The sequence below is a fragment of the Dryocola clanedunensis genome (genome assembly GCF_038405435.1).
In the GTDB taxonomy this organism is placed as follows: Bacteria; Pseudomonadota; Gammaproteobacteria; order Enterobacterales; family Enterobacteriaceae; genus Dryocola; species Dryocola clanedunensis_A.
This window is the reverse complement of sequence record NZ_JBBYHZ010000001.1, coordinates 483,099-508,684: the sequence shown is the minus strand read 5'-3', so window position 1 is coordinate 508,684 and position 25,586 is coordinate 483,099. Positions and strand designations below refer to the sequence as shown.

The 25,586-nt window shown below is 57.1% G+C and carries 23 protein-coding genes; 10 read left to right on the top strand and 13 right to left on the bottom strand.

All coding sequences use genetic code 11. The features are described 5' to 3' along the window. Positions 1-11: 11 nt before the first annotated feature. The 3 genes from yrbN to mtr all read left to right on the top strand — a co-directional run bounded on the left by yrbN (position 12) and on the right by mtr (position 3,452). Positions 12-89, top strand: coding sequence for a protein YrbN (yrbN, locus tag AAE045_RS02290; RefSeq protein WP_110510645.1), 78 nt, complete (start codon positions 12-14; stop codon positions 87-89). Further along, positions 82-2,049 (top strand): DEAD/DEAH family ATP-dependent RNA helicase, encoded by a 1,968-nt coding sequence (locus AAE045_RS02285; protein ID WP_455546302.1) that lies wholly within the window; start codon positions 82-84, stop codon positions 2,047-2,049. Before yrbN ends, AAE045_RS02285 begins: the two co-directional genes overlap by 8 nt. Before the next feature lie 158 nt (positions 2,050-2,207). Beyond that, positions 2,208-3,452: a tryptophan permease gene (gene mtr, locus AAE045_RS02280; protein ID WP_202304132.1), complete on the top strand. Its 1,245-nt coding sequence runs from the start codon at positions 2,208-2,210 to the stop codon at positions 3,450-3,452. 83 nt (positions 3,453-3,535) lie between these two features. Here the strand turns inward: mtr and AAE045_RS02275 are convergent, their stop codons facing one another. The 3 genes from AAE045_RS02275 to ubiU form a co-directional block, all read right to left on the bottom strand. After that, positions 3,536-4,540: a luciferase-like monooxygenase gene (locus AAE045_RS02275; protein ID WP_202304133.1), complete on the bottom strand. Its 1,005-nt coding sequence runs from the start codon at positions 4,538-4,540 to the stop codon at positions 3,536-3,538. Between the two features lie 94 nt (positions 4,541-4,634). Further along, the gene (locus AAE045_RS02270) at positions 4,635-5,519 is read right to left on the bottom strand and encodes a U32 family peptidase (RefSeq protein ID WP_455546301.1); all 885 of its coding nucleotides are present in this window, start codon (positions 5,517-5,519) and stop codon (positions 4,635-4,637) included. Between the two features lie 8 nt (positions 5,520-5,527). Beyond that, a complete protein-coding gene (ubiU, locus tag AAE045_RS02265; RefSeq protein WP_202304135.1) occupies positions 5,528-6,523 on the bottom strand; it encodes a ubiquinone anaerobic biosynthesis protein UbiU in 996 nt (331 codons plus the stop codon). Between the two features lie 244 nt (positions 6,524-6,767). Between ubiU and ubiT the strand changes: the two genes are divergently transcribed. Further along, on the top strand, positions 6,768-7,292 hold the full coding sequence (gene ubiT / locus AAE045_RS02260; RefSeq protein WP_455546300.1) for a ubiquinone anaerobic biosynthesis accessory factor UbiT: 525 nt from the start codon (positions 6,768-6,770) through the stop codon (positions 7,290-7,292). Then, complete coding sequence (locus AAE045_RS02255; protein ID WP_455546299.1) at positions 7,286-7,792, top strand: GNAT family N-acetyltransferase; 507 nt, start codon at positions 7,286-7,288, stop codon at positions 7,790-7,792. Before ubiT ends, AAE045_RS02255 begins: the two co-directional genes overlap by 7 nt. Here AAE045_RS02255 and AAE045_RS02250 read toward each other — a convergent pair. Further along, complete coding sequence (locus tag AAE045_RS02250; RefSeq protein WP_455546298.1) at positions 7,789-8,085, bottom strand: GIY-YIG nuclease family protein; 297 nt, start codon at positions 8,083-8,085, stop codon at positions 7,789-7,791. The genes AAE045_RS02255 and AAE045_RS02250 overlap by 4 nt on opposite strands. 53 nt (positions 8,086-8,138) lie before the next feature. Here AAE045_RS02250 and AAE045_RS02245 point away from each other — a divergent pair, with 53 nt between their 5' ends. Next, complete coding sequence (locus tag AAE045_RS02245; protein ID WP_455546297.1) at positions 8,139-8,567, top strand: YhbP family protein; 429 nt, start codon at positions 8,139-8,141, stop codon at positions 8,565-8,567. Here AAE045_RS02245 and AAE045_RS02240 read toward each other — a convergent pair. Beyond that, positions 8,564-9,082, bottom strand: coding sequence for a type 1 glutamine amidotransferase domain-containing protein (locus tag AAE045_RS02240; RefSeq protein ID WP_271129950.1), 519 nt, complete (start codon positions 9,080-9,082; stop codon positions 8,564-8,566). The genes AAE045_RS02245 and AAE045_RS02240 overlap by 4 nt on opposite strands. A 101-nt stretch (positions 9,083-9,183) precedes the next feature. On the opposite strand from AAE045_RS02240, the gene AAE045_RS02235 reads away from it, so the two are divergent. Then, positions 9,184-9,837, top strand: a complete 654-nt coding sequence (locus AAE045_RS02235) for an NAD(P)H-binding protein (RefSeq protein WP_455546296.1) — start codon at positions 9,184-9,186, stop codon at positions 9,835-9,837. A gap of 85 nt (positions 9,838-9,922) precedes the next feature. Then, entirely contained in the window at positions 9,923-10,966 is a 1,044-nt protein-coding gene (locus AAE045_RS02230; protein ID WP_455546295.1) for a permease, read from the top strand. 87 nt (positions 10,967-11,053) lie between these two features. Here AAE045_RS02230 and nrdG read toward each other — a convergent pair whose 3' ends face one another. The 5 genes from nrdG to treR form a co-directional block, all read right to left on the bottom strand. Further along, complete coding sequence (nrdG, locus tag AAE045_RS02225; protein ID WP_455546294.1) at positions 11,054-11,518, bottom strand: anaerobic ribonucleoside-triphosphate reductase-activating protein; 465 nt, start codon at positions 11,516-11,518, stop codon at positions 11,054-11,056. Further along, complete coding sequence (gene nrdD / locus AAE045_RS02220) at positions 11,519-13,654, bottom strand: anaerobic ribonucleoside-triphosphate reductase (protein ID WP_455546293.1); 2,136 nt, start codon at positions 13,652-13,654, stop codon at positions 11,519-11,521. A 400-nt stretch (positions 13,655-14,054) separates the two neighbouring features. Continuing rightward, complete coding sequence (gene treC / locus AAE045_RS02215) at positions 14,055-15,713, bottom strand: alpha,alpha-phosphotrehalase (RefSeq protein WP_455546292.1); 1,659 nt, start codon at positions 15,711-15,713, stop codon at positions 14,055-14,057. Positions 15,714-15,769: 56 nt separating this feature from the next. Continuing rightward, positions 15,770-17,188: a PTS trehalose transporter subunit IIBC gene (gene treB, locus AAE045_RS02210; protein WP_455546291.1), complete on the bottom strand. Its 1,419-nt coding sequence runs from the start codon at positions 17,186-17,188 to the stop codon at positions 15,770-15,772. A 122-nt stretch (positions 17,189-17,310) separates the two neighbouring features. Next, positions 17,311-18,255: a trehalose operon repressor TreR gene (gene treR, locus AAE045_RS02205; protein ID WP_455546290.1), complete on the bottom strand. Its 945-nt coding sequence runs from the start codon at positions 18,253-18,255 to the stop codon at positions 17,311-17,313. Positions 18,256-18,644: 389 nt separating this feature from the next. Here treR and mgtA point away from each other — a divergent pair, with 389 nt between their 5' ends. Beyond that, positions 18,645-21,362 (top strand): magnesium-translocating P-type ATPase, encoded by a 2,718-nt coding sequence (gene mgtA / locus AAE045_RS02200; RefSeq protein WP_455546289.1) that lies wholly within the window; start codon positions 18,645-18,647, stop codon positions 21,360-21,362. Between the two features lie 123 nt (positions 21,363-21,485). Further along, complete coding sequence (locus AAE045_RS02195) at positions 21,486-23,876, top strand: beta-N-acetylhexosaminidase (RefSeq protein WP_455546288.1); 2,391 nt, start codon at positions 21,486-21,488, stop codon at positions 23,874-23,876. Between the two features lie 108 nt (positions 23,877-23,984). Here AAE045_RS02195 and AAE045_RS02190 read toward each other — a convergent pair whose 3' ends face one another. The 3 genes from AAE045_RS02190 to pyrI form a co-directional block, all read right to left on the bottom strand. Next, on the bottom strand, positions 23,985-24,134 hold the full coding sequence (locus AAE045_RS02190) for a Hok/Gef family protein (protein WP_455546287.1): 150 nt from the start codon (positions 24,132-24,134) through the stop codon (positions 23,985-23,987). Between the two features lie 445 nt (positions 24,135-24,579). Continuing rightward, positions 24,580-24,966 carry a 2-iminobutanoate/2-iminopropanoate deaminase gene (gene ridA / locus AAE045_RS02185; protein ID WP_455546286.1) on the bottom strand — a complete coding sequence of 129 codons (387 nt, stop codon included), beginning with the start codon at positions 24,964-24,966 and terminating at the stop codon, positions 24,580-24,582. Between the two features lie 145 nt (positions 24,967-25,111). Beyond that, positions 25,112-25,573 (bottom strand): aspartate carbamoyltransferase regulatory subunit, encoded by a 462-nt coding sequence (gene pyrI / locus AAE045_RS02180; RefSeq protein WP_455546285.1) that lies wholly within the window; start codon positions 25,571-25,573, stop codon positions 25,112-25,114. Positions 25,574-25,586 lie beyond the last annotated feature (13 nt).

Genomic DNA, 25,586 nt, shown 5'->3' with positions numbered 1-25,586 from the left:
CACACTTTTCAATGAAAATTGCAGGTCAATTTCACGATGAGTTATGTAGACTGGCCGCCATCTACGAGGCACGTGTACTACATGACTGATATCATCGAGACTACTACTATCGAAACTACTTTTACCGATCTGGGCCTTAACGGCTCCATTCTCAAAGCGCTGAACGATCTGGGTTACGAAAAGCCCTCTCCAATTCAGGCTGAGTGTATTCCACAACTGCTGGCTGGCCGCGATGTGCTGGGCATGGCTCAGACAGGCAGCGGCAAAACCGCAGCGTTCTCTTTACCGCTGCTGCACAACCTTGATCCAGAGCTGAAAGCACCGCAAATCCTGGTGCTGGCACCGACCCGCGAACTGGCGGTTCAGGTTGCTGAAGCCATGACGGATTTCTCTAAACATATGCACGGCGTAAACGTAGTGGCCCTTTACGGTGGCCAGCGTTATGACGTACAGCTGCGCGCCCTGCGTCAGGGCCCACAAATTGTTGTGGGTACCCCGGGCCGTCTGCTCGATCACTTAAAACGCGGTACGCTGAACCTGTCCAGCCTGAAAGGCCTGGTACTGGACGAAGCTGATGAAATGCTGCGTATGGGCTTCATCGAAGACGTTGAAACCATCATGGCGCAGATCCCAGAAGGTCACCAGACCGCTCTGTTCTCTGCAACTATGCCAGAAGCGATTCGTCGTATTACCCGTCGCTTCATGAAAGATCCACAGGAAGTTCGCATTCAGTCAAGCGTGACGACTCGTCCGGACATCAGCCAGAGCTACTGGACCGTGCACGGTATGCGTAAGAACGAAGCGCTGGTTCGTTTCCTCGAGTCAGAAGATTTTGATGCGGCGATTATTTTCGTTCGTACCAAAAACGCGACTCTGGAAGTGGCAGAAGCGCTGGAGCGTAGCGGCTATAACAGCGCTGCACTGAACGGTGACATGAACCAGGCCCTGCGTGAGCAGACTCTGGAGCGTCTGAAAGATGGTCGTCTGGACATCCTGATTGCTACCGACGTTGCGGCCCGTGGCCTGGACGTTGAGCGTATCAGCCTGGTTGTTAACTACGACATCCCGATGGACTCTGAATCTTACGTTCACCGTATCGGCCGTACCGGTCGTGCGGGTCGTGCTGGCCGTGCGCTGCTGTTCGTTGAGAACCGCGAGCGTCGTCTGCTGCGCAACATCGAACGCACCATGAAGCTGACCATTCCAGAAGTTGAGCTGCCAAACCGTGATCTGCTGAGCGAGCGTCGCCTGGCTAAGTTCGCGGCTAAAGTTCAGCAGCAGCTGGAAAGCAGCGATCTGGATCTGTACCGTGGTCTGCTGGCAAAAATTCAACCTTCTGCGGAAGCTGAAGAAGCGCTGGATATCGAAACGCTGGCAGCAGCACTGCTGAAAATGGCTCAGGGCGAACGTCCACTGATCCTGCCACCAGATGCGCCAATGCGTCCACGTCGTGAATTCCGCGAGCGTGACGAACGTTTCGAACGCAGTGACCGTGCTCCACGCGGTGACCGTGGCGACCGCGCTCCACGTGGCGATCGTCCACAGCGTGATGGCGATGCTCCACGTCGTGAACGTCGTGACGTTGGCGATATGGAACTGTACCGCATCGAAGTTGGCCGTGATGACGGTGTTGAAGTTCGTCACATCGTTGGCGCTATCGCTAACGAAGGCGACATCAGCAGCCGTTACATCGGTAACATCAAGCTGTTCGGTACTCACTCAACTATCGAGCTGCCGAAAGGCATGCCGGGTGAGATCCTGCAGCACTTTACCCGCACTCGTATTCTGAACAAGCCGATGAATATGCAGCTGATGGGTGATGCGCAGCCACGTACGGACCGCGGTGGCGAACGCCGTGGCGGCGGTGCTCCTGCAGGCCGTGGTTTCGGTAGCGGTGAGCGTCGTGAAGGCGGTCGCGGTCCTCGTCGTGACGGCCCGGCAGGCGCTGGCGCAGGTCGTAGCTTCAGCGGCGAACGTCGTGAAGGCGGTCGTGGCCCACGTCGTGAAGATGGCGCAGCACCTGCTCGTCGTCGTACAACTGAAGCTTAATTAGCCGAAGTTTATGCCTGCATTTAGCGTGCAGGCAGCCATAAAAAGTCCCGGTTAGCGATACCGGGATTTTTTTTATCCAAAGTGTACTCATGTACTGGTACAATACACCGCATTCGGGCCGTCACTCTGGCGGCTCTCATGTTTCAGGAATTTGTATGACGACCTTATCGACCACCAAAGCCACGCCTTCCATCCTCGGCGGCGTGATGATCATTGGTGGCACCATTATCGGCGCAGGCATGTTTTCCCTTCCCGTTGTGATGTCGGGAGCCTGGTTTTTCTGGTCGCTGGCCGCGCTGGTCTTTACCTGGTTCTGCATGCTGCACTCCGGCCTGATGATCCTTGAGGCCAACCTTAATTATCGCGTCGGGTCGAGCTTTGATACGGTCACTAAAGATCTGCTTGGTAAGGGATGGAACCTGATCAACGGTCTGTCCATTGCGTTTGTACTTTATATCCTGACCTACGCCTATATTTCGGCGAGCGGCTCGGTGATCCACCACACGCTAAAAGAGATGTCCATCGACTTCCCGGCCAGGTTTGCAGGGTTGATATTCGCCCTTGTGGTGGCGTTTATCGTCTGGCTCAGCACGCGGGCGGTCAGCAGGATGACGACGATTGTCCTCGGGGCGAAGATTCTCACCTTCTTTATGACGTTCGGTGGCCTGATGTGGCACGTGGAGCCGGCAACGCTGCTGGACAGCAAATCGCTGAACCCGAGCTATCTACCTTATCTGTTTATGACGCTGCCGTTCTGCCTCGCCTCCTTTGGCTACCACGGCAACGTGCCGAGCCTGATGAAGTACTACGGCAAAGATCCGCAGACTATCAAACGCTGCCTGCTCTGGGGCACGGTGATGGCGCTGGTGCTGTATTCCATCTGGCTTGTCGGCAGCATGGGGAACATCCCGCGCGGTGATTTTATTGCCATTGCGGAAAAGGGCGGGAATATTGATGTGCTGGTCGGGGCGCTAAGCGGCGTTCTCAACAGCCGGGCGCTGGATCTGCTGCTGATTATCTTCTCCAACTTCGCGGTTGCCAGCTCGTTCCTGGGCGTAACGCTGGGCCTGTTTGATTACCTGGCCGACCTGTTTAAGTTTGACGATACCCCTGTGGGCCGCCTGAAAACCGCGCTGGTCACCTTTATTCCACCCGTTGTGGGCGGGGTGATTTGGCCGGATGGATTTATCTATGCGATTGGCTACGCGGGCCTGGCGGCAACAGTCTGGGCGGCCATCGTGCCTGCGCTGCTGGCAAAAGCCTCACGCAAGAAGTTCGGCAGCCCGACTTATCGGGTCTGGGGCGGGAATAAAATGATTGCGCTGATCCTGGTCTTCGGGGTGGGCAACGCGATTATCCATATTCTTTCGAGCCTGAATTTACTACCTGTGTATCAATGAGTTGTAGGGTGGAGAGATGGGAGCGTCACCCGACAAAAAAGGTGGATGGCGCTTGCGCTTATCCACCCTACGAGTCCTACGAACTACAAACTCTCGTGCACGTCCATCGCCAGATCGAACGAATGCAGCCGCGCCTGGCTGTCAAAAATCTGCCCGTTGACCATGATCTCATCCGCCTGGGTTTCCCGCAGCAGTGAAATCAGCCCGTGACGTACTTTCGCTTTATCGCCTACCAGAGACATGCCCAGCGCCTGCTGTACGCCATACTGCTCCGCCGGACTCCAGACGTTTTCCATACTTTCGACAGGGGCCGGAAGCTGCCCTGACTCACCGCGACGTAATTTCACAAACGCCTGCTGCATAGAGGTAAACAGGAATTCAGCATCGCGGTTGCTGTCCGCGGCGACGATGTTGATGCACACCATCGCGTACGGTTTTTCGAGACGCTCAGACGGTTTGAACTGGGCGCGATAGAGCTGTAGCGCCTGGAAAAGCATGTCCGGTGCAAAGTGTGAAGCAAACGCGAACGGCAGGCCCATCTGCGCCGCCAGCTGCGCGCTGTACAGGCTGGAGCCTAATAGCCAGACGGGTATTTTACTGTTGTAGCCGGGAACCGGGCGTACTGCCGGGTTCGGATCTTTGGCATCAAACCACGAAACCAGCTCGCTGACATCGCGCGGGAAATTGTCGATATCGCCGCTCATATGGCGACGTAGCGCCATCATCGTGCGCTGATCGCTACCCGGCGCGCGTCCCAGCCCCAAATCAATTCGGCCTGGATACAGGGTTTCCAGCGTGCCGAACTGTTCGGCAATAACTAACGGGGAGTGGTTCGGCAGCATCACGCCGCCCGAACCCAGGCGCAGCGTCGTTGTGTTCGCGGCAAGATAGCCAATCAGGACCGATGTCGCGGCGCTGGCGATGCCGGTCATATTATGGTGCTCGGCAAGCCAGTAGCGGTGGTAGCCACGCTTTTCGGCCAGGCGAGCGAGATCGAGTGAACGATGGAACGCATCTGCCGCCTGCGATCCCTGTGGGATCGGGGACAGGTCCAGCAGCGAGAAGGGTACTTGCGTAGATTCAGACATAACGGCTCACTTTGTTTGGGTACTTCGTTTGCTGAGAATCCCTTCAGTATTGCCGAAATTCACCAACAGTTAAGTAACAAAGTGAGCCTTTTACCTAACCCCGGTCGACCAGCTCAAGCCCGGCCACCCGTCGCCAGTAGCCGTTGCAGTCGCTGTTGGACTTCAGCTGCAGCGGATTATCGCCGTTCTCGTTGGCGCGATAGGTTTCCAGCACGCGCAGCGTATCCAGCCCCATCGGCGACAGGCGGACCATATCCACCAGCCCTTTCATGGAGGCCAGCTCGTTGCCCAGGTTATAGACATAGCCGCTCATCGTCTGGATACCGTTGAGCACGAAGACCTGCTCGTTCTCCTGCGACAGCATATTGCGCCCGGTAGGATATTTAATGCAGCAGGTTTCGCATTCGTCTTTTGCGCGATCTTCCGAGCGGGCGGTAAAGCAGCGGGCGGAATAAGCGAGCGGCAGATGGCCGTAGCTCAGGACCTCTACTTCAAACTGATTGCGGATCCCCAGCTCGTCGCACTGGTTAAGCAGATTTTCCAGCCAGTCCCGCGACAGCTCTACCGGCATACACCAGCGCGTCATGCCCTGTTTGAGCAGCAGGCGCAGCGTGACGGCGTTATAGCAGTTAAGGGCATGACCGGCGACAAACGGCAGCTTGCGTTCGGCTGCCACGTTCACCGCGCCGATATCATTCGCTTCAATCAGAAAGTCGCCGTTATCCACGTAGCGCTTCAGCTCGTTAAGCTCGGACGGCGCCTGCACCAGCGCGAGGGTAGAGAGCACCACCTGCTTGCCCTGGCCCGCCAGCATTTTTGCCATCTCCAGCCAGTCGCCCACTTTGGTTGCGCGACGCTTGCTGCAAACGGCCTCGCCGAGATAAATCACGTCGGCGCTGCTTTTGGCGGCGGCCTGATAAAAGCTTTCCAGCGTCTCTTTCGGCCAGTAGTACAGCACCGGCCCTAATGAATATTTCATCTGATTTCCTACTGCCATTTGCGGTGATATGCGCCGAGCGTGGTTTGCGTGCCTTCGGCCATTGAGCCCAGGGTGTCCATCCAGGCCTGCTGCGCGCGGTAATTTTCAGGATCGGCCATGCAGCGGTCGATGGCCTGACGCCACACTTTGGCGACCTGGCTGACATAGGCCGGGCTGCGCTGGCGGCCTTCGATTTTCACCGAGGCGATATTAGCGGCGAGCAGCTCCGGCAGAAGTTCGAGGGTGTTGAGGCTCGTCGGCTCTTCCAGCGCGTGATATTTCTGATCGTCCACCAGGTAACGGCCTTTGCAGAGCGTCGGGTAACCCGCGTTTTCGCCGTCTTCGTAACGATCGATCAACACGTCGTTCAGACGTGATTCCAGCCCCTGCGGCGTCTGCTGCCAGCGAACAAAGCGCGCCGGGGAGCAGGCGCCTACTGTGTTCGGGGATTCGCCGGTCAGATAGGAAGAGAGATAGCAGCGGCCTTCGGCCATGATGCAAAGGCTGCCGAAGGCGAAGACCTCCAGCGGCACCGGCGTGACGCGGGCGAGCTGCTTCACCTGATGAATGGATAACACGCGCGGCAGCACTACGCGGGCCACGTCGAAATTACGATGATAGAAGCGCACGGCCTCTTCGTTCGTCGCTGAGGCCTGAACCGAGACGTGGCGCTCAATATGCGGATAGCGATTTGCGGCATACTCAAGCATGGCCAGGTCCGCCAGAATCAGGGCGTCGGCCCCCAGCTCTGCCGCCATATCCACTGCACGCTGCCAGCGAACATACCCGTCCGGGTGCGCGAAGGTGTTAATGGCAATGTGCAGCTTGCGGCCGCGCTGATGCACGTAGCTCACGGCTTCCTGTAGTTTCTTTTCCGTGAAATTCAGACCAGCGAAATGGCGGGCGTTAGTGTCATCTTTCAGACCGATGTAAACCGCGTCGGCACCATTATCAATGGCCGCTTTCAGCGCCGGGAGATTTCCGGCAGGGCAAAGCAACTCCATAATTCATCCTGATTCTTCGGGTACCCTGAAAAGCACCCGCGCCGCCTGCAAGGGCCGCAAAATTGTTAACGAACTGGGATTCTAGTTAACCTGTCGGCGACAAATTTTGATTTAAGGCAGCTAATGACGTATTGATGACATCCATTGGTGGTACGGATAAACCCATGGGTTTATTGATTTGCCCCGCTATCGCGAACGGCGGGTGTGGCAAAATAGCCAAAAATCTTTCTCAAGGAGTAAGCTCGTGTTGGATAAACTGCGTTCTCGTCTGGTACAGGTCGGCCCCTCTTTATTACGTACGCCGGTCAAACTGACGCCTTTTGCCCTGAAGCGTCAGGTACTGGAGCAGGTGCTGGGCTGGCAGTTTCGTCAGGCGCTGGAGGACGGCGAGCTTGAGTTTCTGGACGGGCGCTGGCTGAGCATTGAAGTGCGCGATCTTGGTCTAAAATGGTTTACCTCCGTCCAGGACAATAAGCTGGTTGTCCGCGAGGAGGCCCCGGCGGATGTTAGCTTTAGCGCGACGGCTAACGATCTGCTTTTGATTGCCGCACGCAAACAGGACCCGGATACGTTATTCTTCCAGCGTCGTCTGGTCATTGAAGGCGATACGGAACTCGGTCTGTACGTCAAGAACCTGATGGATGCCATTGAGCTGGACGCGATGCCAAAACCTTTACGCGTTCTGCTGCTGCAACTGGCAGATTTCGTCGAAGCGGGCCTGCAGCACAAGCCCGTTCCAGACAGTAACTCGGTAGGTGAGCCATGCTAATTCGTGTAGAAATACCCATTGATGCGCCAGGCATCGACGCACTGCTGCGCCGCACGTTCAACGGTAACGGTGAAGCGGATCTGGTGAAAGATTTACGGGAAGATGGTCAGCTGACGCTGGGGCTGGTCGCCACCGACGATGAAGGTCAGGTGGTGGGCTATGTGGCCTTCAGCCCGGTTGCCGTAGAAGGTGAAGAGCTGCAGTGGGTGGGGCTTGCGCCGCTTGCCGTGGATGAAGCCTATCGTGGTCAGGGGCTGGCTAAGCAGCTGGTCTATGAGGGGCTGGATTCGCTCAATGAGTTTGGCTATGCCGCCGTGGTGGCCTTAGGTGAACCCGCGCTGTACGGGCGACTGGGCTTTGTACCAGCCGCGCAGCACGGCTTGCGCTGTGCCTGGCCGGAAACGGAAGCGTATTTCCAGATCCGCCCGCTGGCAGACGATGCGCTTAACGGCGTCAGCGGTCTGGTGGAGTATCACGACCACTTTAACCGCGAATTCTAATCCGTCGGCTGCTTTTGAAGACCTGCCAGCAGGTCTTCAAAAGCCAGGCCGCCGCTCACCAGCCTCTCTTTTTGCGCTTTGGTCAGCTGCTTGATGCGGTATTCCAGACGCAGCGCCGAAGAACGGTCGCCCACCAGGTGACTAAACGCCAGCTTCAGCTCGCCTTTTCCCCGCAGGGCCTTAGCGCCTTTTCCGGATTGATGCTGCAGGAAACGACGATCCACATCGGTAGTTATCCCGGTGTAGAGGCGGTTATCGAGGGTGCGGACTAAATAGAGATACCAGGTGGACATAGGTCGGGCGCATAATTGAAATTCACTGCAGGGTAACATCGTTCAGGATGGACATGGAAACACTAGATGCCATCAGCCGCTGGCTGAACAAACAGCACGTGCTTAGCTACTGCGTCGGCGGTAACGACGAGCTATGGTGCGCTAACGCCTTTTATTACTACGATGCGCAGCGCGTGGCCTTCTATCTGCTCAGCGAAACCTCAACGCGCCACGGCGGGCTGATTGGGGCAGGGACAAACGTTGCGGGGACCATCAACGGGCAGCCCAAAACCGTCGCGCTGATTCGGGGCGTTCAGTTTCGTGGCCGCATCAGGATGATGGAAGAAAGCGAAGGGGCGACCGTGCGGGCGCTCTACTGTAAAAAATTTCCGGTCGCGAGAGTGATGACCGCTCCCGTCTGGGAGATCCGGCTCGACGAGCTGAAAATGACGGACAACACTCTCGGCTTTGGTAAAAAACTGCACTGGCTGCGGGAAAACTAGCGGCCTAACAGGCGCAGCGCTTCGCGGTTAAACGCCGGTAAATCCTCTGGCGTACGGCTGGTGACAAGCTGATCTTTATCGACCACGACCTCTTTGTCATAGAAGTCCGCGCCTGCGTTTTTCACGTCAATCACGATAGGCTTCACGGCGGTGAGTTTGCGTCCGCGCACCACATCGGCGCTGATCAGCAGCTGCGGGCCGTGGCAAATAGCAAAGACCGGCTTGCCGCTGTTCATGAAGTCACGGGTAAAGGTCACGAAGCGCTCGTCGCCCCGCAGGCTGTCCGGGGAATGCCCGCCCGGAAGTAAAAGCGCGTCGAAATCTGCCGGGCGAACTTCATCAATGGCCCTGTCGATTTTAACTTTCGCTTCACCCTGTTTGCCGGTAACCGTTTTTCCGGCCTGCTTCTCAATGGTGATAACCTCATGGCCCGCCTTGCGGAACTCCTCTGCGGGTGAAGTAAATTCTGAATCCTCAAATTCGTCGGTGATCAGGACCGCAATCTTCTTGCTCATAGTGCCTCCGTATTTATGGTTCCAGTCATTAAGCCTGGTCCACGAGGCAGACTTTGCAAGCGAAAGGGCTAGACTTAGAATCATCTGAATAAGGAGCTTCCATGAGCCGAGTACTGATTACCGGGGCCACGGGCCTGGTGGGTGGGCACCTGCTGCGCCTGCTGAACGACGATCCGCGCATCACCCATATCACCGCCGCAACGCGCCGACCGCTGGCCGCCGAAATGGCAAAAGTCTCTAATCCCCACGACCCGCAGCTGAGCGACGCGCTGGTGCAGATTACCGAACCGCTGGATATCGTTTTCTGCTGCCTGGGGACGACCATGCGCGAGGCGGGCAGCAAAGAGGCGTTTGTGCTGGCGGACTACACGCTGGTGGTGGATACCGCCATCACGGGGCAGCGGCTGGGGGCGACGCACATGCTGGTGGTCAGTTCGATAGGCGCGAACAGCAGCTCACCGTTTTTCTACAATCGGGTGAAAGGTAAGATGGAGGAGGCGCTGATTGCCCAGCAGTGGCCGCGGCTGACCATTGCGCGCCCGTCCATGCTGCTTGGGCATCGCGAATCACAGCGGTTTAACGAGTCGCTGTTTGCTCCGCTGTTTAAAATCATGCCGGGTAAATGGAAATCCATCCAGGCCAGAGACGTGGCGCGGGCGATGCTGCAGGAAGCCGTTTCTCCCACCCATGAGGGTACTGCGGTTCTGGATTCCAGGGAGCTAAGGAAAATTGCCGGGCATGCTGGCGACAGGTAAGCGCGGCTTTCCAATAGCGGGGCGGCAGGCGTAGTATTAGCGGCAAATAATTATCACCACGTTAATACTCTCAGGGCACACCGTTATGCAAACTCAAACTTCACCCCGGGTGAGCGAGCCTTCGTTCGCCTGGTGGAAACCAGCGCTGTTCTTCCTCGTTGTGATTGTCGGGCTGTGGATAGTCAAATGGCAGCCGTACTACGGCAAAGCCTTCACCGCCGCCGACACGCACAGTATTGGTAAATCGATTATCGCCCAGCCGGAGGCGAACCCGCTGAAAGCGGCCTGGGATTATGCGATGGTTTATTTCCTCGCGGTCTGGAAGGCGGCGGTGCTCGGCGTGCTTTTAGGATCGCTGATTCAGGTTTTAATCCCCCGGGACTGGCTCCTGCGCACGCTCGGCCAGCCGCGTTTTAGCGGCACGCTGTTCGGCACGCTTTTTTCATTGCCAGGCATGATGTGTACCTGCTGTGCGGCACCCGTTGCCGCTGGCATGCGCCGTCAGTCGGTGTCGATGGGCGGCGCGCTGGCGTTCTGGCTGGGGAACCCGCTGCTTAATCCCGCCACGCTGGTGTTTATGGGATTTGTGCTGGGCTGGCATTTCGCGCTGATTCGGCTGGCGGCGGGTATCGTCACGGTGCTGGGCGTAGCGACCATCGTGCAGTATTGGGTTAAGGATAAGCCGCAGGCCGTGGAGATCCCCCAGCCGACGGTTTCGCCACTGCGGGAGGGAAACTTTATCCAGCGCTGGATGAAAGCGCTGTGGAGCCTGTTCTGGAGCACGATCCCCGTTTACATCATCGCGGTTCTGGTACTGGGGGCAGCGCGAGTCTGGCTCTTCCCGCACGCGGATGGTGCGGTGGGCAATACGCTGTTCTGGGTGATTGCGATGGCGATTGCGGGCTGCCTGTTCGTTATCCCGACCGCCGCCGAAATTCCGATTATACAGACCATGATGCTGGCCGGCATGGGCACCGCTCCGGCGCTGGCCCTGCTGATAACCTTGCCAGCCGTCAGCCTGCCGTCGCTGGTGATGCTGCATAAGGCGTTTCCGGCAAAAGCCTTATGGCTTACCGGTGGGCTGGTGGCGCTGAGTGGGGTGATAGTAGGAACGCTGGCGCTGCTGTAGTTGTAGGGTGGATAAGCGCAGCGTCATCCACCGTTTATGATTCCGGCGGGTGACGCTGCGCTTACCCCGCCTTAAGAAATTGCGGCCTTAGCGTAAATGATGAACGACCTGGTTACTGCTGCCGCGCCAGATTAGCGCCGGGTCTTTCAAATCCTGTACAAACTTGCCGTCGACCAGCACGTTGATGAGCTCGACGACTTCCCGCTGGCTTTCCGTCAGCTCATCCAGCTTATAGCCCGTCCACATCCAGATATCCTTGCCCGGGCATTCTGCCCGCACGCGCTGGACCAGCTTCAGAATATCCGGCACGTTTTGCGGATGCAGCGGGTCGCCGCCCGAAAGCGACAGGCCCTGGCGGCGCACGCGGGTATCGTTCAGATCGCTTATGATCTGGTCTTCCATCTCCCGGGTGAACGGCATGCCAGAATTGACCCGCCAGGTGCTTTTGTTATAGCAGCCGGGGCATTCATGCACGCAGCCGGAAACGAACAGCGTGCAGCGGGTACCCGGCCCGTTAACGATATCCACCGGGTAGTACTGATGCATGTTCACTTAGCCGATCTGCCCGTTGCCCAGGTGTTTCACGCGGCGCTTAACTTCTTCCTGCTTGCCGGCGTTGAACGGACGTGCGTCCGGACTGCCCAGGTAGCCGCAAACGCGACGGGTAACGGAGACGCGAGCCGCATCGTGGTTACCGCATTTCGGGCAGGTGAAGCCCTTGCTGGTGCATTCGAACTCGCCGGTGAAGCCGCACTCGTAGCACTCGTCGATTGGCGTGTTGGTGCCGTAATACGGAACGTGTTTGTAGCTGTAATCCCAGACGTCTTCCAGCGCCTGCAGGTTGTGCTGGATGTTCGGGTATTCGCCGTAACAAATGAAACCGCCGTTAGCCACGGGGGGATACGGTGCTTCAAAGTCGATTTTGTCGTATGGGTTAACTTTCTTCTCAACGTCGAGGTGGAAGCTGTTGGTGTAATAGCCTTTATCGGTGACGCCCGGCACTACGCCAAACTCGGCGGTATCCAGACGGCAGAAGCGGTCGCACAGGTTTTCACTTGGCGTGCTGTAGAGGCTGAAGCCGTAGCCGGATTCTTCTTTCCAGGCATCCGTTGCCTGACGCAGACGGGCAACGATCGCCACGGCTTTCTCGCGCAGAGCTTCGCTGTCGTAAACGTGCTGGTTGCCAAACAGCGCGTTTACGGTTTCGTGAATGCCGATATAGCCCAGGGAAATAGAGGCACGACCGTTTTTGAATATTTCAGCCACGTTATCGTCCGCTTTCAGACGCACACCGCAGGCACCTTCCATATACAGGATTGGTGCTACGCGGGCCTTCACCCCTTCCAGGCGGGCGATGCGGGTCATCAGCGCTTTGTGGGCCAGCTCCAGACGGCTGTCGAGCAATTTCCAGAACGCGGCTTCGTCGCCTTTGGCTTCCAGCGCGATGCGCGGCAGGTTGAGGCTGATCACGCCGATGTTGTTACGGCCATCGTGGATCTGCTCGCCGTTTTCTTCGTACACGCCCAGGAAGCTGCGGCAGCCCATCGGGGTTTTGAACGAGCCGGTTACTTTGACTACCTGATCGTAATTCAGGATGTCCGGATACATGCGCTTGCTGGCGCACTCCAGGGCCAGCTGTTTAATGTCGTAGTTCGCGTCGCCAGCCTTATGGTTCAGGCCGTCTTTAATGGCAAACACCAGCTTAGGGAAGACGGCTGTCTTACGATTTTTACCCAGCCCTGCGATGCGGTTACGCAAAATAGAAGTCTGGATCAGGCGGGATTCCCAGCTCGTCCCCAGGCCAAAACCGAAGGTGACGAACGGCGTCTGGCCGTTGGCGGTGTGCAGGGTGTTCACTTCATATTCCAGCGACTGGAAGGCGTCGTAGCACTCTTTCTCGGTGCGGGAGAGGGCGTAGCCTTCGGCGTCCGGGATCTGCCACTCTTCGGCCGTTTTACGATGTTTTTTGAAGCTTTCGGTCACAAACGGCGCAAGGACTTCATCGATGCGGTTAATCGTGGTGCCGCCGTAGATGTGGCTGGCAACCTGGGCGATGATCTGCGCGGTAACCGCCGTGGCGGTAGAAATGGACTTTGGCGGTTCAATTTCCGCGTTGCCCATCTTAAAGCCGTGGGTCAGCATGCCTTTCAGGTCGATAAGCATGCAGTTAAACATCGGGAAGAACGGAGAGTAGTCCAGATCGTGATAGTGGATGTCACCACGCTCGTGCGCCAGCACCACGTCGCGCGGCAGCAGGTGCTGCTTGGCATAATGCTTGGCCACAATGCCCGCCAGCAGATCGCGCTGGGTTGGGATCACCTTGCTGTCTTTATTCGCATTTTCGTTGAGCAGGGCGGAGTTGGTTTGTTCGACCAGGCCACGGATCTCCTGGTTTAACCGGCCACGTTTTTCACGTTCAAGATCGCGGTCATGGCGATACTCGATATAGGCACGGGCCAGCTGCTTGTAGTTACCCGCCATCAGCTGGTTTTCTACTGCGGTCTGGATCTCGCCGATATCCACCTGGCTACGGCCTTCCATCTGCGCGCGAACGATATCTGCGACGGTGGCGCAGTAATCTGCGTCATCGACTCCCGCTGCTTTAGCTGCACGAAGAATGGCTTCTTTAATGCGCTCTGAAGTGAAAGGTACTTTGCACCCGTCTCTTTTCATCACATGCGGTGTCATGATCTCTCCATTTTTAAAATTGGTTATCCACACCGGGCCGGCAGACACCGTTGCCTGATATAGATATGTTTTGCCAAAGACTTCCGAAATTCTGCCCCTGTTATCCACAGGTAATGCCCAGAGTTATCCTGTGGGTGCTGTTGCGATAATAGTCGATATATACAACATATGGGGTCGGGGTGCATTTTAAGGTCTATATATAGTGCTTGCACCAAAGATGTTTGAACTTTTATTGATGCAGGACAAAGTATTGCGGGCGTTGCAGGAAGGGTGCGGCGTCGGTTCGGAAAACAAATTTAAGCGCTGAATTTTTCGCGTAAATAGTCGACAAAACGCGGGTTCGCGTGGGATGTGAAAAGAGCAGGGCGGACAGGCGCAGGCGCCATCCGCCGCTTGAGTTCTACTTCTGCAGCCAGTAAACAGCCTCATAAGGCCGCAGGCTGATTTCCCCCGGCTTGCCTGAGGCCTCAGCATAGTTGCTCATCAGCACCTCCCAGCTGCCCTCAAAGGCATCCGGCTGCCACCACTGGTTATGGCGGCTGAGGTTTGCCGCGACCACCAGCGTCTGGCCCTGCCATTCCCGGCGGTAGCACCACAGATAAGGGTGTTCCGGCAGCAGATCCTGATAGTTGCCCCAGGTGAAGATCGGCTGAGCCTTGCGCAGCTTAATAAGCCGCTGGTAGGCATAAAACACCGAGTCCGGATCGTCTACCGCTTTGCTGGCGTTGATCGTTTCGTAGTTATCGCACAGGTTGATCCACGGCGTGCCGGTAGTGAAGCCCGCGTTCTCACCGCTGTCCCACTGCATTGGCGTGCGGCTGTTATCCCTGGATTTACTGGCGAGGATTGCCAGCAGGTTGTCGCTGTCGCGGCCCTGAGCGCGCAGCTCCGCGTACATGTTATGGCTCTCAACGTCACGGTAATCAATGATGCGGCTGAAGTGGGGGTTGGTCATCCCCAGCTCTTCGCCCTGATAGATATACGGCGTGCCCTGCATGCCGTGCAGCACCATGGCCAGCATCTTCGCCGCCGGAACCCGCAGCTCCCCTTCATCCCCAAAGCGGGAAACGATGCGCGGCTGGTCGTGGTTACACCAGAACAGCGCGTTCCACGCCACGTTGTGCATGCCCTGCTGCCAGTGGCTGAAAATGGCCTTCAGCGCCACAAAGTCCGGCTCCGCCAGCGTCCATTTCTGCCCGCCGGGATAATCCACTTTCAGGTGGTGGAAGTTGAACGTCATCGACAGCTCGTCGGCGTTCAGCGCAGCGTACTGCTGGCAGTTATCGAGCGTGGTAGAGGACATTTCGCCCACCGTCATCAGCTCGCGGGGTACAAACACATCGCGGCTAAGCTCCTGCAAATACTCGTGGATGCGCGGCCCGTCGGTATAAAAACGGCGGCCGTCGCCCCCTTCGATATCGTCCGGGAAATCCTGGTCTTTCGAGACGAGGTTGATGACGTCGAGGCGCAGGCCGTCAACGCCACGGTCCGCCCAGAACTCGCAAACCTTTTTCAGCTCGGCGCGAACCTGCGGGTTTTCCCAGTTCAGATCCGCCTGTTCCGGGGCGAAGAGATGCAGATAGTACTGGCCGCTTTCCGCATGCCAGCGCCAGGCGTTACCGCCAAATTTCGAGCGCCAGTTGTTCGGCAGCACGTCCGGCGTGCCGTCGCGCCAGATGTAGAATTCGCGGTATGGACTGTCCTTGTTAAGCGACTCGTGGAACCAGGCGTGCTGCGTGGAAGTATGGTTAAACACCATATCCAGAATGACGCGGATGCCGCGCTCGTGCGCACCGGCCACCAGCAGGTCGAAATCATCCAGCGTGCCGTAGGTATGGTCGATGGCGCAGTAGTTCGCCACGTCATAGCCGTTGTCCACCTGCGGTGAGACATAAAACGGCGTCAGCCAGATGGCGTCCACGCCCAGCAGCTTGAGGTAGTCGAGACGCTTAATCACGCCAATTAAATCACCGGTTCCGTTGCCGGTCGTGTCCTGAAAACTCTTCGGGTAGATCTGGTAGATGACACCATGCTGCCACCATGGAGGAGTTGTATTCATAGCGCTTTCCTAAAGCTAAGGGGCCAGCAGCTGGCCCCGGTTACATCAAATTAAACCTACACCACTAACAGCGTGCCCTGACGGTATTTGCGCTTGTACACCGCCGTCGTCAGGACAATCGGGATCACCACGGCAATCAGAATCGCGATGGAGTAAACCTCCCAGTAGCGCGGCTGAATGGACAGAATGCCCGGCAGGCCGCCGACGCCAATGCCGTTCGCCATCACGCCGTTCAGGCCGCAGAGCAGGCCCGCGATACCTGAGCCAACCATTGCGCAGAGCATCGGGAAACGGTACTTCAGGTTAATCCCGTACATTGCCGGTTCGGTGACGCCCAGATAAGCGGATATCGCCGCCGGAACCGAAATTTCACGTTCGTTGTGCTTGCGGCTGCAAATGATCACCCCAACCACCGCCGAGGCCTGCGCAATGTTAGACAGCGCGATCAGCGGCCAGACCGGCGTACCGCCCATGCTCTGAATCATCTGCATGTCGATGGCCAGCGTCGTCTGGTGCACGCCGGTAATCACCAGCGGCGCATACAGGAAGCCAAACAGCGCGGCCCCTATTGGCGCAAAGCTGCCGGTCATCAGGTGGCGCACGGCGAAGGCAACACCGTCGCCAATCCAGCGGCCGAACGGGCCGATAAACGCGTGGGCCAGGAACACGGCCAGAATCAAAGAACACACGGGCACTATTACAAGATAGAGGTAATCCGGGACTATGCGTTTAAGACGCGTCTCAATAAAGCCCAGCGCCAGGCCCGCCAGCAGGGCAGGAATAACCTGTGCCTGGTAGCCCACCTTCTCAATGGTGAACCAGCCGAAGTTCCAGACCTCCGGGATTTTGATCCCTAAATCGTAGGCGTTCATCAGCTGCGGCGACACGAGCGTAACGCCCAGCACGATACCAAGGATAGGCGTCCCGCCCATTTTGCGCACGGCGGACCAGCAAATCCCTACCGGCAGATAGAAGAAAATCGCTTCGCCAATCAGCCACAGGAAGTCGTAGATGCTCTGCAGCGACGGGTGCATCTGCGCCAGCGTCTGGCCGTTGCTCATCGGCAGATCGCCGATCACGTTGCGGAAGCCGAGGATCAAACCGCCGCTGATGAGCGCAGGCAGTAAGGGGAAGAAAATCTCCGCGAAGTGCGAGATAAGCTGCTCGTGCCACTTCATGTTCTGGCGGGCGGCCAGCTTCGCCTGCTCTTTGTCCGCCGTGTTGTGGCCGCTGGTGGCGATCAGCGCCTTATAGTAGTCGCCCACTTCCGGGCCGATCACGACCTGGAACTGCCCGGCGTTGGTAAAGCAGCCTTTCACCATCGGCAGGGTTTCGATCTCTTTTGGACGGGCGATAGCCGTGTTGTTCAGTACAAAGCGGAGTCGGGTAATGCAGTGGCTCACGGTGGCGATGTTTTCGCGTCCGCCGACCAGCTCAATCAGCCTGTCGATGTCCTGTTGTTTTACTTTGCTCATTGTGGAATCCCGAGGTAAGGAGGAATGACCTGGCCGCAAGGTTACCGGTTAATGATTTTTGCGAAAACGGGAACGTTCCCGAAATCGGGTGACGATCACAATAAACCTGCGATCGGGGAGGATTACTGAAGCGTGCTGGGGATAACGATCTGGCGCAGATCGCGGGCCTGGGTTACCTGGCCGATAAGCTGCAGTACCGCCTGACGCCCGGCTTCCGCATAGCCTGGGTCGACGGTAATGATTTCCGGGTGGAGGAACTTCATCAGCGGCGTGTTGCCGACGCTCGCCAGCTGGAGCGAGGCCTGGTGCTCCTGCAAATATTTGCTGGCGCCTAACGCGAGGGTATCGGTGGCGCAGAGCAGGGCGGTAGTCTCCGGCAGCAATACCTCGGCGACGTGTTCATAGCCCTGTTTCATCGCCAGCCCCGGCAGAGCCACCTTCGGCGTCAGCCCGTGCTTTTTGCAGAAGGCGAGATAGGCCTCATGGCGACGCAGGCCCGTCGTTACGTCGGTATGCGGCACGCCGAGGAAGCTGATATGGCGGTGCCCCTGAGAATAAAGTTTAGCCATCAGGCTGGTGATGGCACCTTCGTCGTCGTAGCAGACGGAGGCAAAGCCTTTGGCTTCCCGGGCCATCAGCACCATGGTGGCCTGCCACGGCTGGAGTATTTTTTCGCTGATGCCGGTGAAGCCGAAGAGGATCACGCCGTCGATATTGCGGCGCTTGAGCATGCCAAGATGCTCCTCGACCAGCTCAGGATCGAACTGGCTTTCCATCATGATCGGATCGTATCCCTGTTGATACAGGCCCGGCAGCATGGTCTGCACCGCCAGGTTCTCCGACAGCGAATCCAGACGGGTGACGATGATCGCCACGACCTTATCGCTTTGCCCGCGCATGGCGCGAGCCGATCGGGAGGGGGAAAACCCTTCCTGCTGCATCACCGCCTCCACCCTTTCGCGCGTGCGGGCGCTGACGCCGCTCTCGTTGTTCAGCACGCGGGAGACGGTGGACTTGCCCACGCCGCTTAGTCGGGCAATGTCTTTGATGGTGAGGCGATTTTGCATGTCTCTGGTCATTCCCTGAAATAATTAGCGTAGGTTTTATACATTAAAGTTGTCCATGCCAACAAACGGCAATGGGTAAAATCTGGTTTACGTTGGGTTTAGTTTCGCGGGCGTATTATATCCGCACTTTCGCTGCGCCTGAGGGCGTAACGAAGCAAACCCAAAATCTTTCACCGGAGGCGACATGGAACCCGATCCCAGTCCAGACCCTGTAATGACAGGAACCATCCGGTAAGACACCCTTCTTTGAAGTGATTGCCTTACCGGAAACCGTAAGGCAGTGACCCTCTTGATGTCGATCCCTGCTGAATAAATTTGACCTGCAAGGTCGGCTTAGCCGTGCCCGCAGGACAGCCGAGCGCCGCTTCAGGCGACGCTAAGGGACTATTATGCTGTTTAAAAACCTGACCCGGCAGTTGTTTTCACAACTGAGCCGCCATCTGCCACGCCGTCTGATCCAGCGCGACCCCATGCCGGACGGCAAAACTGTTTCTCAGGCGACGGATATCCCCGCCACGCTCACCGAAGCGTGCCTGAAATATGCCTACGCCAGCGAAGAGCAGCTCTATCGTGAATTCTCCAGCCATCCCGAAGGGCTGAACGCCCGTGAAGTGGAGGATGCGCTGGAGGCCCACGGCCCGAACCAGATCCCAACCCAGGCGGCAGCGCCGTGGTGGAAGCATCTGTGGAGCTGCTACCGTAACCCCTTCAACCTGCTGCTGACGCTGCTGGGCATCTTCTCTTACGCGACGGAGGACGATCTTTTTGGTGCCAGCGTGATTGCGCTGATGGTGGTTATCTCCACGCTGCTCAATTTCATTCAGGAAGCCCGCTCCACCAGGGCTGCGGACGCGCTTAAAGCGATGGTCAGCAACACCGCTACGGTGCTGCGGGTAGTGAATGAGAAGGGCACCAGCGACTACGTTGAAGTCCCCATTGACCAGCTGGTGCCGGGGGATATCGTTAAACTTTCTGCGGGAGATATGATTCCGGCGGATTTACGCGTCATCCAGGCCCGGGATCTGTTCGTCGCCCAGGCTTCCCTGACCGGTGAGTCTCTGCCGGTAGAGAAGGCCGCCGTCAGCCGTGAAGCGCGGCACAGCAATCCGCTCGAATGCGACACGCTGTGCTTCATGGGCACGAACGTGGTCAGCGGCACCGCGCTGGCCATGGTGGTGGCAACCGGGGGCAACACCTGGTTTGGCCAGCTTGCCGGGCGCGTAACCCAGCAGGAAAACGAGCCTAATGCTTTCCAGAAGGGCATCAGCCGCGTCAGCTGGCTGCTGATCCGCTTCATGCTGGTGATGGTGCCGGTGGTCCTGCTGATCAACGGTTTCACCAAAGGCGACTGGTGGGAAGCCGCGCTCTTCTCGCTCTCCGTTGCGGTCGGGCTGACGCCGGAAATGCTGCCGATGATTGTCACCTCGACGCTTGCTCGCGGGGCGGTGAAACTCTCTAAACAGAAGGTCATCGTTAAGCATCTGGACGCCATTCAGAACTTTGGCGCGATGGATATTCTCTGCACCGATAAAACCGGCACGCTGACCCAGGACCGTATCATCCTCGAAACCCATACCGATATTCTGGGCGGCGTGAGCGACCGCGTGCTGCATACCGCGTGGCTTAACAGCCACTATCAGACCGGGCTGAAAAACCTGCTGGACGTGGCGGTGCTGGAAGCGCTGGACATCGACCATGTTCGTAAAGCGGTTGCCCGCTGGCAGAAAGTGGATGAAATCCCGTTTGATTTTGAGCGTCGCCGCATGTCGGTGGTGGTGTGCGAATCGCCGGACGCGCACCAGCTGATCTGCAAAGGTGCGCTTCAGGAGATCCTCAACGTCTGCACCCAGGTGCGCCATGGCGATGAGATCGTGCCGCTCAACGATGGCATGCTCAAACGTATTCGCCGGGTGACGGACGATCTGAACCGTCAGGGGCTGCGCGTTGTTGCCGTTGCCACAAAGTTCCTCCCGGCGCGTGAGGGAGATTACAGCCGCGTTGACGAGTCCGACCTGATTCTGGAAGGTTATATTGCGTTCCTCGATCCGCCGAAAGAGACGACGGCTCCGGCGCTGAAAGCCCTGAAGGCCAGCGGCATCACGGTCAAAATCCTTACCGGCGACAGCGAGCTGGTGGCGGCAAAAGTTTGCCGTGAGGTGGGGCTGGACGTAGGCGAGCTGGTGGTAGGAAGCGAAATCGAAAACCTTAGCGATGAAGATCTGGCAAAGCTTGCTCTGCGCACCACGCTCTTTGCCCGTCTGACGCCGATGCACAAAGAGCGTATCGTCCGGCTGCTGCGCGGTGAGGGCCACGTTGTCGGCTTTATGGGCGACGGCATCAACGATGCGCCCGCGCTGCGGGCGGCGGATATTGGCATCTCCGTGGACGGCGCGGTGGATATCGCCCGCGAGGCGGCGGATATCATTCTGCTTGAGAAAAGCCTGATGGTGCTGGAGGAGGGCGTGATCGAAGGGCGCCGGACCTTTGCCAACATGCTGAAATACATCAAAATGACCGCCAGCTCTAACTTCGGCAACGTCTTCAGCGTGCTGGTGGCGAGCGCCTTCCTGCCGTTCCTGCCGATGCTGCCGATTCACCTGCTGATCCAGAACCTGCTGTACGATGTCTCCCAGGTGGCGATCCCGTTTGATAACGTGGACGACGAGCAAATTCAGAAGCCGCAGCGCTGGAACCCGGCGGACTTAGGGCGGTTTATGGTGTTCTTCGGGCCGATAAGCTCCATCTTCGATATCATGACGTTCTGCGTCATGTGGTGGGTCTTCCAGGCTAACACCCCGGAACACCAGACCCTGTTCCAGTCCGGCTGGTTTGTGGTGGGGCTGCTGTCGCAAACATTGATTGTGCATATGATTCGCACCCGCCGTATTCCGTTTATTCAGAGCCGGGCCGCCTGGCCGCTGATGGTGATGACGCTGGTAGTGATGGCCGTAGGCATTGCGCTGCCGTTCTCGCCGCTGGCGGGCTATCTGCACCTTCAGGCGCTGCCGCTGGCTTATTTCCCATGGCTGGTGCTGATTCTTGGTGGTTACATGACGCTGACTCAGGCCGTAAAGGGTATTTACAGCCGCCGCTACGGCTGGCAGTAATCCTAAAAAATACAAAACCCTGGCGAGATGTGATCCCCGTCTCGCCATAATCTTGATGAATATTTCCCCACGTGTTACCAGAGAGGTTTGCCTTTTCTGGCCCGTCACTTGAAAGGAATATTCATGTTTAAATCAATACGTTTGAGCCTGCTTGCCGGCTGCATTGCTACCGCCTGTCAGGCTCACGCCGCGCCCGCAGGGGATCTCCCGCTAATGCCCTGGCCGCAGCAGGTGAGCCGCCCGGCGGCGGAGGGAAGCCTCGTACTGGATAACTCGGTATCGATTAAAATCAGCGGTGACAAGCTGGACGGGGCCACGGAGCGCTGGCGTAAGCGAATCGCCCAGCAAACCGGCTGGCAGCTTCAGCCTGCTCAGGCTAATCCTGCAAAGCCCACTATCAATATTCATATCAAAAATGCCGTCGACCCTTTGCCGAAGCTCGGCAGCGATGAAAGCTATACCCTGAGCGTGACGGCAGATGGGGTGCAGCTAACCGCGAATACCCGCTTCGGCGCGATGCGCGGCATGGAAACGCTGCTCCAGCTTATTCAGAACGGCCCGCAAAATACCTCAATACCGTTTGTGGCAATCAAAGATGTGCCGCGTTTCCCGTGGCGCGGGGTCCTGCTGGATTCCGCCCGCCACTTCATCCCGGTGAAAGATATTCTGCGCCAGCTGGACGGCATGGCGGCCGCCAAGTTTAACGTGCTTCACTGGCACCTGACGGATGACCAGGGCTGGCGCTTTGCTTCCGCTAAATATCCTAAGCTCCAGCAGCTGGCCAGCGACGGTGACTTTTATACCCAGGCACAGATGAAAGAAGTTGTGCGCTACGCAACGAAGCTGGGGATCCGCGTCGTGCCGGAAATGGACATGCCGGGACATGCCTCGGCTATTGCGGTTGCTTACCCGGAACTGATGAGCGCGCCGGGGCCGTACCAGATGGAGCGCCACTGGGGCGTGCTTAAACCGCTGCTTAATCCGGCCAACGAAGCGGTCTATAAGTTTGCCGATACGATGGTGGGCGAGCTGGCGGCGATTTTCCCGGATGCCTATCTGCACATCGGCGGCGATGAAGTCGACGATACCCAATGGCAGGAATCGAAGCCCATTCAGGCGTTTATGAAACAGCAAAAGATTGCTGATACCCACGCGTTGCAGACGTACTTTAACCAGCGGCTGGAGAAGATCCTCGAGAAGCACCACCGCCAGATGATGGGCTGGGATGAGATTTACCATCCGGATCTGCCGAAGAGCATTCTGATCCAGTCCTGGCAAGGGCAGGACGCGCTGGGGGCGGTTGCCGCCAGCAGCTACAGGGGGATCCTGTCGACAGGGTTCTATCTCGACCAGCCGCAGTCCACCGCTTACCACTATCGCAACGAGATCCTGCCGCAGGGCCTGAACGAGGTCGATCGCATCACCAAAGCCGACAGCGCGCAAAGCTGGTTCTTCTCTATGCCGCGCCTGAAAGGTAAGCCGGTGGAGGGCAGCTTCACGCTGGTGAATAACGAAATGGCCTGGCGAGGATTTATCGACTTCAAAGGCAAATCTCGCCGTGCCGTACGGGACATCGAATGGCTAAGCCCAACTCAGGTGACCTTTACCGTGGATACCTGGATGGGGGAAACTCGCCCGGTGGTCACGGTGGATAAGGACCGGCTGAGCGGCTACTTCCTGGTGGGCAACGTGCGCTACCCGGCGACCGGACAGAAGCTGGACAGCGTGCCGGATGGCGTGCAGCCGGTCGTGCCTGCCGCTGAGCAGATGAATAATATTCTCGGCGGCGAAGCGGCGCTGTGGGCCGAGAACATTTCAGCGCCACTGCTGGATATCAAACTCTGGCCTCGGGCGTTTGCGGTGGCGGAGCGGCTGTGGTCCACGGAAGAGGTGAAAGATATCGACAACATGTACCAGCGCTTGCAGGCGATAGACGCCTGGACCACCGTTTCCGTAGGGCTTCAGCAGCATACCGCAGCGGTACAGCAGTTCACTCGCCTGGCGGGGACCACGGAAATCATGCCATTACAAATTCTCGCTCAGGCCGTTGAGCCGGCGCAGTATTACACCCGGCAGCATCTGAAGTTCCAGGCGGGCAATTATCACCACTTTGAGCCGCTTAACCGCTTTGCGGATGCGCTGGTGGCGGAAAGCAGCCAGGTGCGGGCGATGGACGGCTGGGTCGATAAGCTGATTGCCGACCCGGAAGACGGCAACAGCGCCGAGTCCCTGCGCCATACCTTTACCCGCTGGCAAAGCAATACGCCGGACGTGCTGGCGCTTATCGACGGCAGCTACCAGCTGAAGGCGCTAAAACCTGTGGCGGAAGACGTGGACAGGCTGGCGGGCATCGGCCTGCGGCTGACCGACATGGTGGCGAAGCAGGGATCGTTAAGCGGCGGCGAGCGGGATGATATTCAGAAGCAGCTGGATAAAGCCGCACAAACTCAGGATGAGGTTATTGTTGCCGCCGTTTACCCGCTGCAAAAATTATTACGAGCAAGCATTAAATGAACCCGTAATTAATAATGGCCGCTTTCGCGGCCATTATAAAAAGGGTACTGTAACCATCACGCACCAGACAAAACCATTAAAGCCGGGGGAGCGGACTCCCCCGATGGGTTATTGACCGGCCGGGCAGGCCAGTTTGCTGAAGATAACCACGTCCTTATTAATAAAGAAGAACTCGCACAGCGAGTCCTGAATCAAAAAGGTAATAGTGATTAGCGTTAAGCAAACGAGTAATAACCCATAGAGCTTTAATGATGTCATGATAATCCTTATTGATTTTAGGCTTCAAAGGAACTACCATCACACGTGTCTAGGGTGTGTGTGGTAGTTCCCCATCCGCTAGTTTCAGGGATGGGACCTCTACCAATAATCCTGCAACACAACCCTCACCGAAGTGCATTTATGCTGAAGATTAATGGCTTCAGCACCCGCAGCAATACTATTTTAAAATTCCCGCCATGACTAATTTTTATTTAATATGGATTGGGCTTTTATATTGCTCATGGAATTAATACTTGTACCTGTAATAGTAAGTGGTAAATAAAATTTATAAAATAGTTGTTGGTGTTTTAATTGGGCGGTGGTAATGTCGATTTATAAATGGCGCGCATGTTCGCTGTTTATACTTTAAGTTTTTTTCATGTTTCCTCTCGTGTAATAGAAAAGCCGGTTCATCACTGAACCGGCTTCTTCTTATCTATAAAAATTAGCGGCGAACAGCAATCGCTTCAATTTCAATTTTTACATCTTTCGGCAGGCGGGCCACTTCCACGCAGGAGCGCGCCGGGAAGGTTGCCTTGTGCTCGTTGAAGAACGCTTCGTAGGTCGCGTTCACGGTGGCGAAATCATTCAGATCTTTAACGAAAACGGTGGTCTTCACGATATCGCCAACCTTCAGGCCTGCGGCTTCCACTATGGCCTGCACGTTTTCCAGAGACTGGCGCGCCTGAGCGGCAACGTCTTCCGGTACGGTACCGTTTTTTGGGTCAACCGGGATCTGCCCGGAGGTGATAATCATGCTGCCAAGATCGACGCCCTGAACGTATGGGCCGATAGCTGCGGGTGCATTTTCGGTGCTGATAGTACGAGACATGTTCATTCCTTTATGAGAGTTCGTAGGGCGGGCAGGCAACGCATTACCCGCCGGAATTTAAACGGTGGAAGACGCCTGCGCTTATCCACTCTGCTTTTTCATGAATCCTCGCCCATTATAGGTAAGCGAGCCTGGGCGGCAACGATTAATCCGCCAGCACCACATGATGCGCGAACTCTTTCTCGCAGTATTTGCATTTAAGGCTGATGTCCTCACCGCGCTTTCTTACCGCAAAGGAGGAGTGGACGGGTTCGCTGCGGCTGATGCAGTTGGTGTTCGGACAAACCAGCACCTTTTCTATGCGTTCAGGCAGCTTAGGTTTGCTCTTGCCGACCACTTCGTATTCCTCGATGCGGTTGACGGTGGCGTGCGGCGCGTACATCGCCAGCTGGTCTACCTGCTCGTCGGTGAGAAACGTATTTTCGATTTTGATCAGGTCCTTACGCCCCTGCTCGCGTGACGGCAGGTTCAGGCCGATGGTAATGCGCTGGTCGGTTTCGGTCAGCTGGAACAGGGTGAGCAGCTTAAAGCCTATCTGCGCCGGGATATGGTCGATAACCGTGCCGCGTTTAATGGCTTCTACCTGTAATTTGTTATCGTGCGTCATCTCTTTATCCTCT

Excerpts from the sequence above, each read along its gene's own strand:
- treB (WP_455546291.1), bottom strand. The coding sequence starts at position 17,188 with ATGAGCAAAGTAAAACAACAGGACATCGACAGGCTGATTGAGCTGGTC.
- treC (WP_455546292.1), bottom strand. The coding sequence starts at position 15,713 with ATGAATACAACTCCTCCATGGTGGCAGCATGGTGTCATCTACCAGATC.
- AAE045_RS02195 (WP_455546288.1), top strand. The coding sequence starts at position 21,486 with ATGTTTAAATCAATACGTTTGAGCCTGCTTGCCGGCTGCATTGCTACC.
- AAE045_RS02230 (WP_455546295.1), top strand. The coding sequence starts at position 9,923 with ATGCAAACTCAAACTTCACCCCGGGTGAGCGAGCCTTCGTTCGCCTGG.
- nrdD (WP_455546293.1), bottom strand. The coding sequence starts at position 13,654 with ATGACACCGCATGTGATGAAAAGAGACGGGTGCAAAGTACCTTTCACT.
- AAE045_RS02190 (WP_455546287.1), bottom strand. The coding sequence starts at position 24,134 with ATGACATCATTAAAGCTCTATGGGTTATTACTCGTTTGCTTAACGCTA.
- ridA (WP_455546286.1), bottom strand. The coding sequence starts at position 24,966 with ATGTCTCGTACTATCAGCACCGAAAATGCACCCGCAGCTATCGGCCCA.
- AAE045_RS02240 (WP_271129950.1), bottom strand. The coding sequence starts at position 9,082 with ATGAGCAAGAAGATTGCGGTCCTGATCACCGACGAATTTGAGGATTCA.
- AAE045_RS02275 (WP_202304133.1), bottom strand. The coding sequence starts at position 4,540 with ATGTCTGAATCTACGCAAGTACCCTTCTCGCTGCTGGACCTGTCCCCG.
- AAE045_RS02255 (WP_455546299.1), top strand. The coding sequence starts at position 7,286 with ATGCTAATTCGTGTAGAAATACCCATTGATGCGCCAGGCATCGACGCA.
- yrbN (WP_110510645.1), top strand. The coding sequence starts at position 12 with ATGAAAATTGCAGGTCAATTTCACGATGAGTTATGTAGACTGGCCGCC.
- AAE045_RS02235 (WP_455546296.1), top strand. The coding sequence starts at position 9,184 with ATGAGCCGAGTACTGATTACCGGGGCCACGGGCCTGGTGGGTGGGCAC.
- AAE045_RS02270 (WP_455546301.1), bottom strand. The coding sequence starts at position 5,519 with ATGAAATATTCATTAGGGCCGGTGCTGTACTACTGGCCGAAAGAGACG.
- ubiU (WP_202304135.1), bottom strand. The coding sequence starts at position 6,523 with ATGGAGTTGCTTTGCCCTGCCGGAAATCTCCCGGCGCTGAAAGCGGCC.
- mtr (WP_202304132.1), top strand. The coding sequence starts at position 2,208 with ATGACGACCTTATCGACCACCAAAGCCACGCCTTCCATCCTCGGCGGC.
- AAE045_RS02285 (WP_455546302.1), top strand. The coding sequence starts at position 82 with ATGACTGATATCATCGAGACTACTACTATCGAAACTACTTTTACCGAT.
- pyrI (WP_455546285.1), bottom strand. The coding sequence starts at position 25,573 with ATGACGCACGATAACAAATTACAGGTAGAAGCCATTAAACGCGGCACG.
- AAE045_RS02250 (WP_455546298.1), bottom strand. The coding sequence starts at position 8,085 with ATGTCCACCTGGTATCTCTATTTAGTCCGCACCCTCGATAACCGCCTC.
- AAE045_RS02245 (WP_455546297.1), top strand. The coding sequence starts at position 8,139 with ATGGAAACACTAGATGCCATCAGCCGCTGGCTGAACAAACAGCACGTG.
- treR (WP_455546290.1), bottom strand. The coding sequence starts at position 18,255 with ATGCAAAATCGCCTCACCATCAAAGACATTGCCCGACTAAGCGGCGTG.
- mgtA (WP_455546289.1), top strand. The coding sequence starts at position 18,645 with ATGCTGTTTAAAAACCTGACCCGGCAGTTGTTTTCACAACTGAGCCGC.